This window comes from Namhaeicola litoreus (assembly GCF_042679565.1).
GTDB classification, from domain to species: Bacteria; Bacteroidota; Bacteroidia; order Flavobacteriales; family Flavobacteriaceae; genus Namhaeicola; species Namhaeicola litoreus.
Window position 1 is genome coordinate 164,297 of sequence record NZ_JBHTMY010000003.1, and the last position, 16,498, is coordinate 180,794.

Sequence of the window (16,498 nt, forward strand, 5' to 3'; positions counted from 1 at the left end):
TGCTTTTTAGCAATATTTTAACGGATGATGATAAGGTCAAAAAATTAAGTCAATTATTATCTAGCTATTTTAGACTATTTTTGCAGCATGGAAAAAACGTATCAATTATCTGATTGGTTACCAACTACAAAGAAGGAAATGCAAATTCGTGGTTGGGAAAATGTGGATGTAATCATCATCAGTGGAGATGCTTATATTGATCATCCCGCTTTTGGCAGTGGTGTTTTAGGAAGAATTTTAGAATCTTACGGGTTAACTGTTGCTGTGATCCCTCAACCGAATGTTAATGATAATCTACAGGATTTTACCAAATTAGGAGCACCAAATTTATTTTTCGCGGTTACCTCTGGTGCCATGGATTCTATGGTAAGTAACTATACAGCCAGCAAAAGAAAACGAGATAAAGATGCTTATACGCCTAATGGGGATATTGGTTTTAGACCAGATTACGCCGTCACCGTATATACAAAAATTCTTAAAGATAAATTTCCAAATGTACCTGTGTTAATAGGAGGGATTGAGGCTTCATTGCGCAGAGTAACGCATTACGATTATTGGAGTGATACTTTAAAACCCAATATTTTGACTGAATCCGGAGCCGATTTATTGGTGTATGGAATGGGAGAACAACCCTTAAAAGAATTGGTAAATTTATTGCAAAGAGGCGTACCCTTTTCATCGCTAAAAACCATCAAACAAACGGCTTTTTTACAAACCAAACAAGAAGATTTGCCTAAAAATAAAAACTGGGAGGATGTAGAAATAGGTAGTCATGAAGACTGTTTAAAAGATAAATTGATTTACGCCTCCAATTTTAAGGTAATAGAGCAAGAATCTAATAAGGTTTTCGGGAGGAGAATACTCCAACAGGTAAAGGACGATATATTGGTGATAAATCCTCCATTTCCAACGATGACCGAGAGTGAGATCGATCATTCATATGATCTACCTTATACCAGATTGCCACATCCAAAGTACAATAAGAGAGGTCCGATACCTGCCTATGAGATGATCAAATTTTCCATCAATATTCACAGAGGTTGTTTTGGAGGTTGTAGTTTTTGTACCATCTCGGCGCATCAAGGTAAATTTATAGCCAGTAGGAGTAAAGAATCTATTCTTTCTGAGGTAGACAAGGTTACACAAATGCCTGGTTTTAAAGGTTATTTATCCGATATTGGTGGACCTTCAGCCAATATGTATAAAATGAAAGGAAAGGTGCAAAGTATTTGTGATAAATGTGTGGCGCCCTCTTGTATTTCTCCTGTGATCTGCCATAATTTGGATACTTCACACCAGCCTTTGACAGATATATATCAATCTGTTGACGCACATCCGAAAGTGAAAAAATCGTTTATAGGTTCCGGAATAAGGTACGATATGCTTGTGCCCGAATTCAATAAAAATGCAGATCCAAAAGAACTCGATGCTTATACAGAAGAGGTCATAACCAACCATGTTTCCGGCAGACTCAAAGTGGCCCCAGAACATACTTCCGATGCCGTTCTCAAAATAATGAGGAAACCATCTTTTAAATATTTTCACAAGTTCAAAAAAAGATTTGATCAAATTAATTTAAAAAAGAGGTTGAATTTGCAATTGATACCTTATTTTATTTCAAGTCACCCAGCTTGTGAACTTGAAGACATGGCCAATTTAGCGGCAGAGACAAAAGACATGGGTTTTCAACTAGAACAGGTTCAGGGGTTTACGCCAACACCTATGACAGTGGCAACCGTAATTTACTACAGTGGATACCATCCATATACGCTTAAAAAAGTCTATACACCAAAGACTAGTCGCGATAAGAAAGAGCAACATCAGTTCTTTTTTTGGTACAAAAAGGAAAATCGGGATTGGATTAGAAACACCCTGCAAAAGGTGAACAGGAATGATCTGTTAGAAAAGTTATTACCTGCGGATGTGTTGAGAAACACTCAAAAAAAGAACAAAGCAAAAAATAATCCAAAAAATAAGACAGAAGAAGGTTATAAAAGTATTTTTCAAGGCAAAAAACATTCGACTAAAAGAAGATAGGGATTTATCACATACTTTTACGAGCGCTAATTATTACTTTTGTTTTTCAAAGCATATTTTATGAGAAAGTTGATTTTTCTATTTCTGTTTGTGCCTGTTTTTAATTTTGCTCAGACAAAATTTCAACCAGACTTAAGCAATCCGAATTCTGCCTTATATACGCATATGTATTTTCTGCAGCAGGACACTTATGAACCGGAAAAGGCTGCCTTGGTTATCGCAAAAAAGGAAAAGGGAGACGCCATAGAACTGGCGATTAAACTAAAAAAGATATACGACGGAAAGGGAATCATGTTGCAATTCTCAAAAATACCAACTGATCCAAACTTCAAAGACACCATAAAAGATCCTTTGAGTGGTTTTGTGAAAATTGAACAGAAATATTATCCTAATCAAAAGGAATTGCCCTTGGTATATCTGGTTAAATCCGGTAATAAATGGGTGTATTCTGATGAAACAACAGAGAATGTCGATAAATTGTACAGTACCATATTCAAGTATGATTTTACCTATTTGGAAAGGGGGTTTCCTGAGATATTTTCAAAGAGTTTTAAAGGGGTTCCCTTATGGAAACCTATCGTTTTAATAGGTATAATTGGTATATGTATTCTTATTTTCTATTTGCTTAGATTTCTTATGAATTTGATATTCAAGTTGTTGAATAGATTAGTCTTTAAAAGTCAGGCAAATCCCGAAGTGATAGATAATTTAAAAAGGATAAGACGACCCCTTATTTTTATAATCATTATAGAATATTTAAAAAGGATTCTGCCTTCTTTACAATTGCTTAGGATTAACAATACCTTGTTCCTATTTTTAAATATTGCCGAGACTGTTTTTTGGGTATTTTTTAGTATCAATTTGTTGAAATTTGTGGTTTGGTATTATAACAGTAAAAATTTCATCACAGATAACCGCCTTCAGGAACAATTATCACCGATTGTTATTAAGGTCTTGAATAGTTTTATAATCCTGGTTGGCTTCTTGCATTTACTTACGCTTTTTGGTGTTGATCCGGCCACGGTTCTCGCCGGTGCATCGATTGGTGGTATTGCTGTAGCCTTCGCTGCTCAGGATTCGGTGAAGAACTTAATTGGAACTTTTGTCATTTTTCTCGATAAACCCTTCCATATTGGGGATTGGGTCGAGATTGGATCGGTGATTGGAACAGTTGAAAAGGTGGGTTTGAGATCTACAGTCATTAGAGCGGCAGACACTTCTGTGTTTCAGATTCCAAACAGTAAAGTTGCGGAAGTAGAAATTAATAATAAAGGTTTGAGAATTTATAGAAGATATCAGACAGAATTAGGTATACGTTATGATACACCACCTGAGTTGATACAAGGTTTTGTGAATGGTGTTCGTGAAATTGTCAAGGCTCATCCTGATACCCGTGATGAATCTTACAATGTGGAATTTACGGGCTTCGCCGATTCGTCACTTTTGATATTGGTCAATGTATATTTTAAACAACTGGATTGGGGAGAAGAACAGTCTTCTAAGCATCGATTACATATGGCCATTGTAAGATTGGCAAAAGCCTTGGGGGTCGAATTTGCATTTCCTTCTTCAACATTAATCATCGAACAATTTCCGGAAAAGAAAGGAGCAGATTTAAAATACAACACAAATAAGAAGGTTATCGATAAAGCCATACAAGATTCATTAAAAGATTTTGAAAACTTTATGAATGATCAAGATAAAAATGTACATGTAGAGTCAGACCATTGATCTACTTGTACTTTTCTATATAGGCATTGATTTCATCGTAAAAATTTAACGAAGCCCAATTTTCATTGAGTTGAAAATAGTCTATAGGTATTTTAGCTTCGCGTCTCTCTAAAGAACCATTTGAAAATGAACGATTTAAAATGTCTTCAATAATAAAATCCAGCGCGTCACTTTCGGGATGATATTCAGATTTTAAATTGAGTTTAAAAAATTTAGCAGAAGAATTGTACCAAAAGGCTTTCCAATCGCTGCGGTAATCTTTAATTAAATCGTAAAAACTTACTCCGGTTTGCCTATGAATGAGTTTGATCAAAATTCTTCCTTCAGTTCTCGTAAGTGTTTTTAGCTCATCGGCGAACTCGTTTTCAAAGAATTCCTGCTTCTTTCGAATAAACTTTCTTCGTTTGCGGTTATTGGGTAACTTCGCAATCTCTTCATTCAATTCATTAATTTTATCTGAAGCTAAAACCGCATATGGATAGGCTTTTTGAACTTTTTTATAATACCAGTAGTAGTATTTTTTTTCTTTTGTGTCATTAAAATTTCTGTTTTTCAGCACGATAACTTCATCCAGATCAATAGTGACCGAATCATTTTCAACACGATACAAATCCTGTGGAAGTATTGTTCTTCCTTCCTGCGCAAATAGAAGAACAGGAAAAAAAATAAAAAGACTCAAAACAATTTTTTTCATGAAAACATAAGGTGTTTCAGGCCACAAAATTACGAATATGAACAAGTATAACTACTAAAGTTATGTGAATATTCTTATTTTAGCTAAAAAATATCACACATGGCAAAACCGACTGTCTTCAAGAAAAAATCTATGGATTTTTTAGAGAAATATTTAAATAATGCATCGCCGACCGGATATGAATCTGAAGGACAAAAAATTTGGATGAATTATTTAAAACCTTATGTTGATGAGTTTATCACAGATCATTATGGAAACTGTGTAGGGGTCATAAATCCTGATGCTTCCTATAAAGTTGTGATAGAAGGCCATGCGGATGAGATTTCTTGGTATGTGAATTACATAACTGAGGATGGATTGATTTATGTGATAAGAAATGGAGGTAGTGATCATATCATCGCGCCATCCAAACGCGTGAATATTCATACGAAAAAAGGAATCGTGAAAGGGATTTTTGGTTGGCCTGCGATTCATACGCGTACGAAAGACAAAGAAGAAATGCCTAAGATCGATAATATTTTTATTGATGTTGGTTGTCAGAAAAAAGAAGAAGTAGAAAAATTAGGAGTTCATGTGGGTTGTGTTATTACCTATCCGGATGAATTTATGATTTTGAATGGGCATAATTTTGTTTGTCGGGCGTTAGACAATAGAATGGGAGGTTTTATGATTGCAGAAGTTGCGAGATTGTTGCATGAGAACAAAAAGAAACTCGATTTTGGCTTGTATATTACCAATGCAGTGCAGGAAGAAATTGGTTTGAAAGGGGCAGAAATGATTACAGAAACGATAAAGCCCAATTTGGCCATCGTAACAGATGTTTGTCATGATACAACCACACCGATGATTGATAAGAAAAAAGAAGGTGAAATTAAATCAGGAAAAGGTCCAGTCATTTCTTATGCCCCTTCTGTACAGAATAATGTAAGAGAATTAATTCTTTCTGTGGCAGAGAAGAATAAGATTCCCTTTCAGCGTTTGGCAGCATCCAGATGGACTGGAACAGATACAGACGCATTTGCCTATTCTAACGGTGGAGTGCCTTCGGCACTGATTTCATTGCCTTTGCGCTATATGCATACGACAGTTGAGATGGTACACAAAGACGATGTTGAAAATGTTATTAAATTAATCTATGAGACCCTTTTGAAAATAGATATGAAGAAAGGATTTAGCTATTTTTGATTAGGACCAAACAGAGAAAAACCATACCTATGAAACACTTTTATATATTTCGCTTTTACATTGCAATTTTGTTTCTGTTGAGTTCCATTTGTCTCTCGGCTCAAGAAAGCGCTGCATTAAGAGCAATTTTAGAGCAAGAAGGCAGTTCAATTGTACTTTCAAATGGAACCAATTTGATTTCAAAACGAGTTATTCCTACCTTTTACAATGGTCAGGAATACCGGTTAATGTGGACCGAGGAAGAGAATCGAGAAAGCCTATTGAATAATATCAGAGCTTCAGACGATGAGGGTTTAAATCCAGAGGACTATCATCTCAAAGAGATTGAAACGTTGGCAGCATTGAATTACAGCAAACTCGAGGAGCAGAAAAAGGCAGAGCTAGATTTGATTTTTTCGGATGCGTTCATTCAATTGGGAGCACATTTAAACTCTGGAAAAGTAGATCAATCCGATCTTGATTATGAATGGAATGTTGAAAGAAACCCATTACCCTACAGTCCTGATAGCTTAATAGCAGTTACTTTGCATAATAAGAACATAAGTAAGTTATTGGAAAGTTTAAAGCCTCAAACGTATTTATACCACGAGTTAAAGGCTGCATTAAGAGAATATAAAAATTTAGCCCTGAGAGGAGGATGGCCAAAAATGTCAGAAGGTGAAACTTTAAAGAAGGGAATGAGCGGTGAACGTGTGCTTGAGTTGAGGAATTATTTAGCTGCAACGGGTGATTTAAATAATTCAAAAGGAAATTTAGACCTTTTTGATGACGAATTGGAAAATGCAGTAAAGAAATTTCAAGAAAGATTTAGCTTGACCCAGGATGGTGTTGTAGGAAAAGGTGTGCTGGCTGAAATGAATGTGTCTGTTGAAAATAGAATTGATCAAATTAGGGTAAATTTAGAAAGATCTCGCTGGGTGCTGCATGACTTAAACGATGATTTTTTGGTTGTAAATGTTGCTGGTTTCTATCTTCGCAGAATTACCAATGGGAAAAGCGTATTTTATTCTCGCGTTATCGTTGGTAAAAACCAACACAAATCCCCTGTTTTTAAAGATGAAATGGAGTTTGTAGATCTCAATCCAACATGGACAATACCGTATTCTATTGCTACGAATGAGACTCTACCTAAAATGAAAAATAATCCAAATTATTTAGCTTCCCAAAACATTTTGATTTATGATAAAGGTGGTCATTTGGTTAATCCGGCTAACTTGGATCTCAATCAATATTCAAAAGGCAATTTTCCATTTACTTTGGTTCAACAACCGGGCGCTCACAATGCTTTAGGAGAAGTGAAATTTATGTTTCCGAACAAATATGCAATTTATCTTCACGATACTCCGTCCAGGAGTTTATTTGAAAAACAAGATAGAGCCTTTAGTCACGGATGCATTAGATTAGATGATAAGTGGGGTTTATTTTTGAACTTGTTAGGAGATAAGGGCTGGACTCAGGAAAAAATTGACGAAGTCATTAAATCACGCAAGACAACGAGAATAAAATTAGATAAACCAATAGATATTTATATTTTGTATTGGACAGCCTCTGTAGATGAAAATAATAAAGTGATTTTTATTCGAGATGTATACAAGAGAGATTCTGATGTATTGAAAGCATTAAATAAACCACTGAGTTAATGATCAACTCAGTTTATTGGCATATAATCCTCTGATAATGCCATCAGATAATCCAAATTTAGGCACGTAAATTTTGGTAGCCTGGCACCATTGCAAGGCATTGAGATATATTTTTGCCGCGGGTACGATGACATCTGCCCTGTCAGGATTGAGGTCTAATTTACTGATTCTTTCCTCATAGGTCATGTTAGATAAAAAATTGTAATAATTTTCTAAATATTTGATATCTAAATATTTGCCTGGAAGTTTTCCAGACATTTTATAAAGTTTGTTGATATTTCCCCCTGAGCCTATAAGTGATAAGTTTTTAAGTGAAGAACTATTCTCTTTGATCCAATCTTCGGCCTCAGACCAAGTATTTTGATCTACTTTTCCATCTAAAATCCTGACTGTACCTAAGGGAAAAGATCTAGCGTTTATTTTTTTTCCTTTTGAGAAAAAAGTAAACTCTGTACTACCACCTCCTACGTCCACATAAAGATAAGACCGATTGCTTTTTAAGAGGGTGTGTAATTCTGTATATGAAATAATTTCTGCTTCTTTTTGGCCGTCTATTACTTCAATTTTTATTTGTGAGTTTTCAAAAATTCTCTTCACAGCACTTTTGCTGTTTTTTGCTTCTCGCATGGCGGAAGTAGCACAGGCTTTAAATTTTTCTACGCCATAAACACGCATGATCAATCTAAATGAGTTCATAGCGTCTGACATTCTTTGGATGTTTTTTTCAGATATTTTACCTGTATTAAAGACATCTTCACCTAAACGAATAGGTACGCGGATGAGCGCAGATTTTTTGAATTCAGTTTGGTTTTCGTCGAATTCAATGATGTTAGAAATGAGCAAGCGGACACCATTTGATCCAATATCGATCGCCCCATATTTCCTGATGAACATTTAATTGGATTTATAAAATTTAGGAAATTCTGTGAGAATAGTTTTTCCTTTTTTGATATTTTTCCAATGATCTGTTTTGAAACTGATCCCTACTACGCCGCAAGTTGGTACATGATCCAACTCTTTGTCGCCAAATTTATTCACAAAATCACTTATACCGTGATCGTGACTAAAAATGATGGCACTGTTAAAACTATCGTCCAAAGCTTTAACGGTTTTAATCAAATAACCATCGCTAAAATTGTAGAGAGATTTATTTATTTTAAGGTAAGCCAGAGGATAATCAAAAGTGTAACTGAAAATCATTGCCGTATGCAATGCGCGGTTCGCACAACTGGAAACAAATACAGAAGGTGTATCAATCTTCTTCCTTAAAGCTTCAGAAACAAGATAAGCATCATTAATACCGCGCTTTTTTAAAGGTCGATCAATATCTTTAATCCCTTCATATTCCCACGAAGATTTTGCGTGACGAACAATATAAATTGTTTTCATTTTAACGTATAAGGTTTATCAAATATAATTTTTTTGATTTTTTGAAGAAAGAAATCATACATTAAATTCAATTTAAGGTGCTAATCTCTCTATTTTCCAATTGTAATCTTCTTGCAGTTCAAATCGTATTCTGTCATGCATCCGGTTTGGCCTGCCTTGCCAAAACTCAATAGAAATTGGCCTTACCAAGAAACCTCCCCAATGCGGAGGTCTGGGAATTTCTTTGTTTTCATATTTCTTTCCGTAAAAAAGTAATTTTTTATCCAGTTCTTCGCGCGAGGCAACAACTTTACTTTGGTCTGAGGCCCAGGCGCCCAGTTTACTACCAGTTGGACGAGTTTCAAAATATCCGTCTGATAAATTAGGAGCAATTTTTTCGGCTTCACCTTTAATAATGATCTGTCTCTCTAAACCTTCCCAGAAAAAAGACAAGCAGACTTTTGGATTGTTTTCTATTGCTTTCCCTTTTTCTGAAGTATAGTTAGTGTAAAAAATAAATCCTTCCCAAGTGAATCTTTTGAGTAAAACAACGCGAGTTTTCGGAAAACCATCTAGTCCTAAGGTTGAAATATGCATCGCATTTGATTCTTTTATCCCATCAAACTGTTCCGCTTCTATATACCATTTTTGAAAAAGCTCCATGGGATTTTCTGAAATATTTTCTATCAATAATTCATCCTTATTGTAGTTCATCCGATAATGGCTCAAATCTTTTTCCATCAATTTATTATTCTTTTTTTGGCTCAGTAATCAAAAATAAACTTAAAAAAGTAAATAGTCCGTTGAATATTAAAATTTCATATCCAAATTGATAGCCTGGTAAAAAAACTTCAATATTGTTGTTGATATAATAAGTGAACAGGATAGAAAGTATGCAAATGATAGGTAAGTATTTTTCTTTGATCATTTTTTTTGTGAGTAAACCGAAGGCGAATAAACCTAACAAAGGACCGTAGGTATATGAAGCAACAGTGAGTAAACTGCTTATAACGTTATCTTTAAGTAAGTATTTGTAACTTATAATAATTAGGACAAGCATTATCGATAGTAAGAAGTGAATTCGCTTTCTTACTTTTTTTGAAATGGCTTTCTTTTCGTCAAACCGCATTATATCTATGCTAAATGAGGTGGTTAAAGAGGTCAAAGCACTATCGGCACTAGAATAGGCTGCAGCAATTAAGCCAACTATAAAAAGTATAGCGATGGTAAGCCCAAGACTGCCATTAAGTGCAATTTCAGGATAGAGCAAATCGGTTTTGATATTTCCATTCATTTCAGGAATGGCTATACCCATTTTTTCGGCATACATAAAAAGCAAGGCGCCTAAAAAAAGGAAAAGAAAATTAATTAAAATAAGAACAAAGCCTAAAGAAACAACATTCCATTGTGCCTCTTTCGTATTTTTACAAGTCAGATTTTTTTGCATATTATCCTGGTCCAAACCTGTCATGGCTATGGCGATAAACATTCCTCCAAACACAGATTTAAGCAAGTATTTACGATCATGCCAGTCATTCCAAAAAAACAATTGACTGTATGATTGATAAGATTCTGTTTTTATGATTTCTAAAAAAGACAGATTTAGTTTGTCAAGAATAATAACGATAGATCCAACAAGAGCAAGAAGCATAAAAATGGTTTGCACAACATCTGTATAAACAATGGTTTTTATTCCACTTTTAAAGGTATAGAGCCAAATCAAAAAAACGGAAACAACTACGGTTATTTCGAAAGGAACTTTCCATGCGTCTAAAATAAAATACTGTAATACAGAGGCCACTAAAAAGAGTCGAAATGAAGCGATGAGCATTCTCGAAATAAAGAAAAATATGGCACCTGTTTTTTGACTGATCAGTCCAAATCGTTGTAATAGATATTCGTAAATAGAGGTGATGTTTAAGCTGTAATACAAGGGGATCAAAACAATGGCAATCACAAAATAACCTAACAAATAACCGAAAACAATTTGCATGTAACTAAACTGTGTACTTTGAACCCATCCAGGTACAGAAATAAAGGTAACACCAGAGAGAGAAGCGCCTATCATTCCAAAAGCAACCATGTACCATTTTGATTTCTTAGAAGCTTTAAAAAATGCCAGATTGCTATCGTCTTTACTTGTCAACCATGAAATAAAAATGATTAAAGCGAAGTAGGATAAAATGATCAGAATGAGCTGTAAAGGACGCATTATTCGATTGGAAAATGTAGGTGATTAAAAAAAGCAAAGATACCTTTTGCTGCAAATATTAATCCCTTATATTTGAATAAAATTTTTTATAATGGGGGCAAATAAAAGAATTCTTTCTGTGGATATTTTCCGCGGGATTACCATCGCTGCAATGATATTAGTCAACACTCCGGGAACCTGGAGCCACGTATACGCACCTTTATTGCACGCGGATTGGCACGGACTTACACCAACTGATTTAATTTTTCCTTTTTTCTTGTTTATTGTAGGTATGTCAATCACTTTTGCCTATAGTTCTAAAAAAGAAGGAGGTATCACATCTGATGTGTACAAGAAAATTATTTCCCGCACTTTAAAGTTGATTTTCTTAGGACTTTTTCTTTCTGCATTTACGGTACATTTTCCTTTTTTTAAAGATCTATCAACGGTTAGAATTCCGGGAGTGCTTCAGAGAATTGGTGTCGTTTTCTTTATTGCATCTCTTTTATTTATCAAGTTTAATTGGAAAGTTTTATTAGGAATTTTTGTGTCGATATTAATTATTTATTGGTTATTGCTTACACAGATTCCTATTAACGGAGTAGCACCTTTACTCACGGTAGATTCAAATTTACCAGCAGTTATTGATTTAAAGATTTTAACTTCTAACCACACATGGAAAACCAATTATGATCCGGAAGGTATTTTGAGCACATTACCCGCAATTGCAACAAGTATTTTTGGTATGTTTTTAGGGATGATTCTGTTGAATAAAAATTCTCAACCAAATCAAAAATTAAAGCAAATCATTTCAATTGGTATTTTGGCACTTGTCATCGGCTATGCGTGGGGCACGATTTTTCCAATCAACAAAGCGCTATGGACAAGTAGTTTTGTACTTGTAACAGGAGGTTGGGCTTGTATCGTTTATGGGATTATTTATTACTTCGCTGATATACTTGGGTATGAGAATTGGGGTAAACCAGCCATCATATTCGGGTCAAATGCCATTACAGTTTATTTTTTATCCAGCTTTATAAGCAAATGTTTTGGGATGATTCATTTGCCAAATGGAAAATCGATACACGGATTTTTATATGATACTTTATCTTCTGTCATTACAATACCAAAATTGAGTTCGTTGATTTACGCTGTAATTGTTATTCTTTTCTATTACGGCATAGCTTATGTTTTATATAAAAAGAAGATATTTATTAAGGTTTAAAAATGTAATTTTGCGGCATGGAATTTTCTTCGAAATTATTGCAAAATGCCGTGAATGAAATGGCTCAATTGCCAGGAGTTGGTAAGAGAACCGCTTTGAGATTGGTTTTACATTTATTAAAAAGACCTAAGAATCAGACGGAAGAATTTGCAAAAGCCATTACTCAATTTAGAGAGAATATTAAGCTTTGTAAAAATTGCCATAATATTTCAGATGTTGATCTATGTGAAATCTGTTCCAATCACAAGAGACAAACTGAAATTATATGTGTGGTCGAAGATATTAGAGATGTTATGGCAATTGAAAACACCTCCCAATTTCTAGGGCATTACCATGTTCTGGGAGGTAAAATTTCACCGATGGAAGGAATTGGGCCCCATCAACTTACCATTGAAAGTCTGGTTGATAAAGTGAAGGCCGGAAAGGTGGAAGAAATTATTTTTGCCCTAAGTTCTACCATGGAAGGAGATACAACCAATTTTTATATCTATAGGAAATTAAAGGATTTTCCGATAAGAATGTCGGCAATAGCAAGAGGAATATCTGTAGGGGGAGAATTAGAATACGCCGATGAAATTACGCTGGGAAGGAGCATTATCAATCGGGTTCCTTTTGAACAAAGTATTAAAAACACACATTGATTTTCTATGAAAAATATTTTTTTCGGTTTATTTTTATTAGCTTTCTGTTTCACCGTTTCAGCTCAAAGTAGTGAAAATGTGTACCTGTATTATGGTGCTGAAAACGATGAAAAATGTATCATAAAAAATGAGGATGGTAGTTCTTCAGAAATGGATAGCTTTTTTAAGCTAGAAAATAAATCCAGTATTACCTTTTTTGTTTGTGGAGAACGCTTTTATTTGAAAAGAAACCAAAATAAATTAGAAATTCATCCTATTTCTGAAATAGAAGACCTCAGAGTCTTGGATATTCATGAACTTAAACAAGAATGGAAAGCCTCTGGTTTAGGCAAACATGAAGCGTTTTCTAACATTTATTTGATACAAAAAGTCTCACCAGATCAAGTGGTATATCATAAAGTGAAATGGCTTTAGCAAAAATTTGCCATACCCGGATCGATAAACTGTAATTATTGGATCTTTCAATTGTCATTGTTCATTTCCGAGTGAAAGAATTTTTATGGCTTTGTTTATCGAGCCTGCAAGAAGCATGTGCAAGTATCTCTTATGAAATTATTGTTGTCGATAATGCGTCTCAAGATGAAAGCCAGGATTTTATTGTTGGTCATTTTAAGAATTTACACTGGATTCAAAACACAGAGAATTTAGGTTTTGCAAAGGCTAACAACCAAGGAGTTGACAAGGCAAAAGGTAAGTATGTACTAATATTAAATCCCGATACAGTTTTATCTAAAAAAAGTATTGAATCTTTCATCAGCTTTGCCTCAACAAAAAATAATTTTGGGGTAATCGGATTAAAAATGATAGATGGAGGCGGGCTGTATTTGCCTGAGAGTAAGAGAAATATTCCCACTCCGTTCATTGCATTGAAAAAGCTTTTAGGAAAGAATAAGGCGTATTATGCAGATGATTTAAACAATAAGGATGTGGGAGAAGTTGATGTTTTACCCGGTGCCTGTATGCTTTTGAAAAGATCAGTTTATGTTGATGTTGGCGGATTTAGTGAGGACTTTTTCATGTATGGTGAAGATATAGACCTGTGTTTTAGATTGTTAAAAGAGGGCTTTAAGAATTACTATTTCGGATACGGTACTATGATTCATTTTAAAGGAGAAAGTACCAGAAAAGATGCTGTTTACTACAAAAATTTTTACGGCGCTCTTCAGATTTATTTTGAAAAACATTACAATAATTATGCGGTTTTGAGACATTTAAACAAGTTCTTAGTGAAAAGTCTAATTGTTTCAAAAACATATAGAAAAAGTGGAAAGCTAAAAAGCACAAAAAAGGAGAATATTATTTATTTGGGTAACAGAAGTGAAAGATCCGAGCAGATAAGATCTACTTTATCACCAAAAAAATGGATTTATACGTTTGATATTGAAAAAGATTTGGGTGAATACGATACCCTTCTAATTGATCAAGATTATTTTGGTTTTGATCAGATCATTGACTTCTTTCAACAAAAAAAATTGCTTCACCTGAAAAAAAGAATCGTTCTAAAAGGGAAAAATATAGTTTTAGGTAGCGATGATTCTGATCAGCAAGGGGAGATTCTTATGATTCATCAATTAACTTAAATCAGAAGAAAGATATTCTTCTGAGGCTTTTTTTCCTTCCCTAAATGCTTCAATGTTTGATCGAATGATAGATTCTTTTTTATTAAGAAGAATTTTATAGATGGATTTAACCAAACCTGATTCTGAGATTGGGATAAGTTTTGATGCTGCACCTAATAAAACCAAGCCGCAAACCCTTTCATCACCATGCTCAGAGGCTATTTCTTGGGCCGTAATCATGATATGTCGATCATGGGATTTAATTTTCTTGTAAACATCAACTTTTTCTGGGTGATTCAATATATCTTCAAAAGCATTGGCATCTGTAATTAACCAGCTATTTTCGTTGAGGCAATTCAAAGCGTTTTCACAATGAAGAGGAGCCGAAGTAATAAATATATCAACAATATTTCTTGCAGAAGGGTCTTGTAAACCACTTTCATGATGAACGCTAATTGCTTTTAAACAAGAAATGATTTCATGATTGTCATCATACACATCAAATCTGTTGGTGTGCACTTTTTCGCTGGCCGCCGCGGCTTCTATGACACTTAGCATTGTTTTTGCACAATGTTTTGATAAACCAACGATGTGGATATTAGATTTCATTTTGAGATTTCTAACTAATTAAGTTATTTTGGTCAGTGTTTCTTTGAAAGTTGCTCAACAAATGAAATTACCTATTGAAAAAACTTTTCATTTATCTGATCAAAAATATCAATCTCATTTGTTTAATTATATGATTTTTATCAGTCTACCAAAATTAGCGATCAATATGTAAGATAATTGTTCAAGAAAATTGAAATTCACAAAAAAAAGTTCTTTTTTTTAGATAAAATGTTGGTAATTTTATTTTTCCTCATGCGAACAAATTATGAGGGTATTAAATTAAATTTTTATGACAAAGACAGTTTTTATTACAGGTGCCACATCAGGAATTGGTAAAGCTACGGCTGAAGTATTTGCACAAAATGGTTGGGATTTAATCATTGTAGGGAGAAGAGGCAAAAGATTATATGATTTACAAGACCATCTGAGGAAAGCATATAAAAATGAAGTTGATGTGTTGAGTTTTGATGTAAGAAATTTGGCAGAAGTAAAAGAGAATTTAGAAAATATCAAAGATAAATTAGGACGTTTGGATGTACTGGTCAACAACGCAGGTTTAGCGGCAGGTTTTGATCGAATTCAGGATGGAAAGACAGAAGATTGGGACACGATGATAGACACAAACATTAAAGGGCTCTTGTATATAACCAAGCAAATAGTGCCTTACTTTATTGAGAGGGGTAAAGGACAAATCATTAATATAGCCTCAACAGCTGCCAAGGTGGTCTATGAAAAAGGCAATGTATACTGTGCTACAAAATTTGCCGTAGATGCTTTGAGTAAATCCATGCGTATAGATTTATTACCCCATGGAATAAAAGTTACACAGGTATCTCCAGGTGCAGCGGAAACCGAATTTTCGATGGTTCGCTTTAAGGGAGATAAAGATTTAGCGAAAAAAACTTATGAAGGGTATCAACCATTAACAGGAGTAGATGTGGCATCAGCTATTTATTACACAGCTACTTTGCCCGATCATGTTTGTATCAATGAACTGGAAATCACTGCTTTGGCACAGGCGAATAGTACGCATGTATTTAGAAAATGATGTTTACTTCTGATCAGATTTATCCCAACTATTTTTTGCTCGAATATTTTTGTATAACTTAATTCCCGCCATTAGGATAAAAGATAGTCCCAGTATGCCCACTACTCCGTAAATCCAACTAACGGCACTTTTTAGTACGACTAAAAAGACACAAGCAAAAAGAATGATGGTAGCCACTTCATTCCAAATTCTCAATTTGTTGCCACTCATTTTAAGCTCATCTTTTTCCATTTGATTGAGCATAACTTGACAAGAATAATGATAGGCATAAAGGGCGGCTACAAAACCCAATTTCACCAACATCCAATTCTGCGTGAGCCAAGTGGGATTTAAAACCAACAACCAAACAGCAAAAATAGTTGAAAGTACTGCAGAAGGCCAGGTTATGATATACCAAAGTCTTTTGCTCATTAAAAAATATTGATCTTTTAGAATTTGCTGTTCGGGTTGTGGCTTATCATCAGATTCTTTAAAATAAATAAACAATCTGATGATATAAAACAGACCTGCAAACCATGTGGTAATAAAGATTATATGCAATGCTTTCACGTAAAGGTATTCCATGATTCA

At 34.4% G+C, this 16,498-nt stretch carries 16 protein-coding genes; 9 read left to right on the forward strand and 7 right to left on the reverse strand.

What is annotated here, in order from left to right:
* The first annotated feature begins 87 nt into the window (after positions 1–87).
* Together ACFQ39_RS08030 and ACFQ39_RS08035 are read left to right on the forward strand one after the other, a co-directional pair.
* Entirely contained in the window at positions 88–2,037 is a 1,950-nt protein-coding gene (locus tag ACFQ39_RS08030; protein ID WP_377177849.1) for a YgiQ family radical SAM protein, read from the forward strand.
* A 60-nt stretch (positions 2,038–2,097) separates the two neighbouring features.
* A complete protein-coding gene (locus ACFQ39_RS08035; RefSeq protein WP_377177850.1) occupies positions 2,098–3,768 on the forward strand; it encodes a mechanosensitive ion channel family protein in 1,671 nt (556 codons plus the stop codon).
* A 1-nt stretch (position 3,769) separates the two neighbouring features.
* On the opposite strand, the gene ACFQ39_RS08040 is transcribed toward ACFQ39_RS08035, so the two are convergent.
* On the reverse strand, positions 3,770–4,462 hold the full coding sequence (locus tag ACFQ39_RS08040; RefSeq protein ID WP_377177852.1) for a DUF4294 domain-containing protein: 693 nt from the start codon (positions 4,460–4,462) through the stop codon (positions 3,770–3,772).
* 99 nt (positions 4,463–4,561) lie between these two features.
* On the opposite strand from ACFQ39_RS08040, the gene ACFQ39_RS08045 reads away from it, so the two are divergent.
* A complete protein-coding gene (locus ACFQ39_RS08045) occupies positions 4,562–5,647 on the forward strand; it encodes a M42 family metallopeptidase (protein WP_377177854.1) in 1,086 nt (361 codons plus the stop codon).
* A gap of 29 nt (positions 5,648–5,676) precedes the next feature.
* Positions 5,677–7,287, forward strand: a complete 1,611-nt coding sequence (locus tag ACFQ39_RS08050; protein WP_377177856.1) for a L,D-transpeptidase family protein — start codon at positions 5,677–5,679, stop codon at positions 7,285–7,287.
* A gap of 3 nt (positions 7,288–7,290) precedes the next feature.
* On the opposite strand, the gene ACFQ39_RS08055 is transcribed toward ACFQ39_RS08050, so the two are convergent.
* The 4 genes from ACFQ39_RS08055 to ACFQ39_RS08070 all read right to left on the reverse strand — a co-directional run bounded on the left by ACFQ39_RS08055 (position 7,291) and on the right by ACFQ39_RS08070 (position 10,867).
* Entirely contained in the window at positions 7,291–8,181 is an 891-nt protein-coding gene (locus ACFQ39_RS08055) for a Ppx/GppA phosphatase family protein (protein WP_377177858.1), read from the reverse strand.
* A complete protein-coding gene (locus ACFQ39_RS08060) occupies positions 8,182–8,676 on the reverse strand; it encodes a SixA phosphatase family protein (protein WP_377177860.1) in 495 nt (164 codons plus the stop codon).
* A 72-nt stretch (positions 8,677–8,748) separates the two neighbouring features.
* Positions 8,749–9,396 (reverse strand): pyridoxamine 5'-phosphate oxidase, encoded by a 648-nt coding sequence (gene pdxH, locus ACFQ39_RS08065; protein ID WP_377177862.1) that lies wholly within the window; start codon positions 9,394–9,396, stop codon positions 8,749–8,751.
* Positions 9,397–9,403: 7 nt separating this feature from the next.
* The gene (locus tag ACFQ39_RS08070; protein WP_377177864.1) at positions 9,404–10,867 is read right to left on the reverse strand and encodes a sodium:solute symporter; all 1,464 of its coding nucleotides are present in this window, start codon (positions 10,865–10,867) and stop codon (positions 9,404–9,406) included.
* Positions 10,868–10,958: 91 nt separating this feature from the next.
* On the opposite strand from ACFQ39_RS08070, the gene ACFQ39_RS08075 reads away from it, so the two are divergent.
* From ACFQ39_RS08075 to ACFQ39_RS08090, 4 genes are read left to right on the forward strand one after another with little or no spacing between them, the layout of a single operon-like run.
* Positions 10,959–12,071: an acyltransferase family protein gene (locus tag ACFQ39_RS08075; protein WP_377177866.1), complete on the forward strand. Its 1,113-nt coding sequence runs from the start codon at positions 10,959–10,961 to the stop codon at positions 12,069–12,071.
* Positions 12,072–12,088: 17 nt separating this feature from the next.
* A complete protein-coding gene (gene recR / locus ACFQ39_RS08080; RefSeq protein WP_377177868.1) occupies positions 12,089–12,712 on the forward strand; it encodes a recombination mediator RecR in 624 nt (207 codons plus the stop codon).
* A 6-nt stretch (positions 12,713–12,718) separates the two neighbouring features.
* On the forward strand, positions 12,719–13,126 hold the full coding sequence (locus ACFQ39_RS08085; protein WP_377177870.1) for a hypothetical protein: 408 nt from the start codon (positions 12,719–12,721) through the stop codon (positions 13,124–13,126).
* A gap of 38 nt (positions 13,127–13,164) precedes the next feature.
* The gene (locus tag ACFQ39_RS08090) at positions 13,165–14,292 is read left to right on the forward strand and encodes a glycosyltransferase family 2 protein (protein WP_377177872.1); all 1,128 of its coding nucleotides are present in this window, start codon (positions 13,165–13,167) and stop codon (positions 14,290–14,292) included.
* On the opposite strand, the gene ACFQ39_RS08095 is transcribed toward ACFQ39_RS08090, so the two are convergent.
* Positions 14,284–14,880, reverse strand: a complete 597-nt coding sequence (locus ACFQ39_RS08095; RefSeq protein ID WP_377177874.1) for a 2-oxoacid:acceptor oxidoreductase family protein — start codon at positions 14,878–14,880, stop codon at positions 14,284–14,286. The genes ACFQ39_RS08090 and ACFQ39_RS08095 overlap by 9 nt on opposite strands.
* 289 nt (positions 14,881–15,169) lie before the next feature.
* Between ACFQ39_RS08095 and ACFQ39_RS08100 the strand changes: the two genes are divergently transcribed.
* Positions 15,170–15,928, forward strand: a complete 759-nt coding sequence (locus tag ACFQ39_RS08100) for an SDR family NAD(P)-dependent oxidoreductase (protein ID WP_377177876.1) — start codon at positions 15,170–15,172, stop codon at positions 15,926–15,928.
* Between the two features lie 3 nt (positions 15,929–15,931).
* Here the strand turns inward: ACFQ39_RS08100 and ACFQ39_RS08105 are convergent, their stop codons facing one another.
* Positions 15,932–16,492 (reverse strand): CopD family protein, encoded by a 561-nt coding sequence (locus ACFQ39_RS08105; protein WP_377177878.1) that lies wholly within the window; start codon positions 16,490–16,492, stop codon positions 15,932–15,934.
* Between the last annotated feature and the right edge of the window lie 6 nt (positions 16,493–16,498).

Excerpts from the sequence above, each read along its gene's own strand:
- ACFQ39_RS08030 (WP_377177849.1), top strand. The coding sequence starts at position 88 with ATGGAAAAAACGTATCAATTATCTGATTGGTTACCAACTACAAAGAAG.
- ACFQ39_RS08035 (WP_377177850.1), top strand. The coding sequence starts at position 2,098 with ATGAGAAAGTTGATTTTTCTATTTCTGTTTGTGCCTGTTTTTAATTTT.
- ACFQ39_RS08040 (WP_377177852.1), bottom strand. The coding sequence starts at position 4,462 with ATGAAAAAAATTGTTTTGAGTCTTTTTATTTTTTTTCCTGTTCTTCTA.
- ACFQ39_RS08045 (WP_377177854.1), top strand. The coding sequence starts at position 4,562 with ATGGCAAAACCGACTGTCTTCAAGAAAAAATCTATGGATTTTTTAGAG.
- ACFQ39_RS08050 (WP_377177856.1), top strand. The coding sequence starts at position 5,677 with ATGAAACACTTTTATATATTTCGCTTTTACATTGCAATTTTGTTTCTG.
- ACFQ39_RS08055 (WP_377177858.1), bottom strand. The coding sequence starts at position 8,181 with ATGTTCATCAGGAAATATGGGGCGATCGATATTGGATCAAATGGTGTC.
- ACFQ39_RS08060 (WP_377177860.1), bottom strand. The coding sequence starts at position 8,676 with ATGAAAACAATTTATATTGTTCGTCACGCAAAATCTTCGTGGGAATAT.
- pdxH (WP_377177862.1), bottom strand. The coding sequence starts at position 9,396 with ATGGAAAAAGATTTGAGCCATTATCGGATGAACTACAATAAGGATGAA.
- ACFQ39_RS08070 (WP_377177864.1), bottom strand. The coding sequence starts at position 10,867 with ATGCGTCCTTTACAGCTCATTCTGATCATTTTATCCTACTTCGCTTTA.
- ACFQ39_RS08075 (WP_377177866.1), top strand. The coding sequence starts at position 10,959 with ATGGGGGCAAATAAAAGAATTCTTTCTGTGGATATTTTCCGCGGGATT.
- recR (WP_377177868.1), top strand. The coding sequence starts at position 12,089 with ATGGAATTTTCTTCGAAATTATTGCAAAATGCCGTGAATGAAATGGCT.
- ACFQ39_RS08085 (WP_377177870.1), top strand. The coding sequence starts at position 12,719 with ATGAAAAATATTTTTTTCGGTTTATTTTTATTAGCTTTCTGTTTCACC.
- ACFQ39_RS08095 (WP_377177874.1), bottom strand. The coding sequence starts at position 14,880 with ATGAAATCTAATATCCACATCGTTGGTTTATCAAAACATTGTGCAAAA.
- ACFQ39_RS08100 (WP_377177876.1), top strand. The coding sequence starts at position 15,170 with ATGACAAAGACAGTTTTTATTACAGGTGCCACATCAGGAATTGGTAAA.
- ACFQ39_RS08105 (WP_377177878.1), bottom strand. The coding sequence starts at position 16,492 with ATGGAATACCTTTACGTGAAAGCATTGCATATAATCTTTATTACCACA.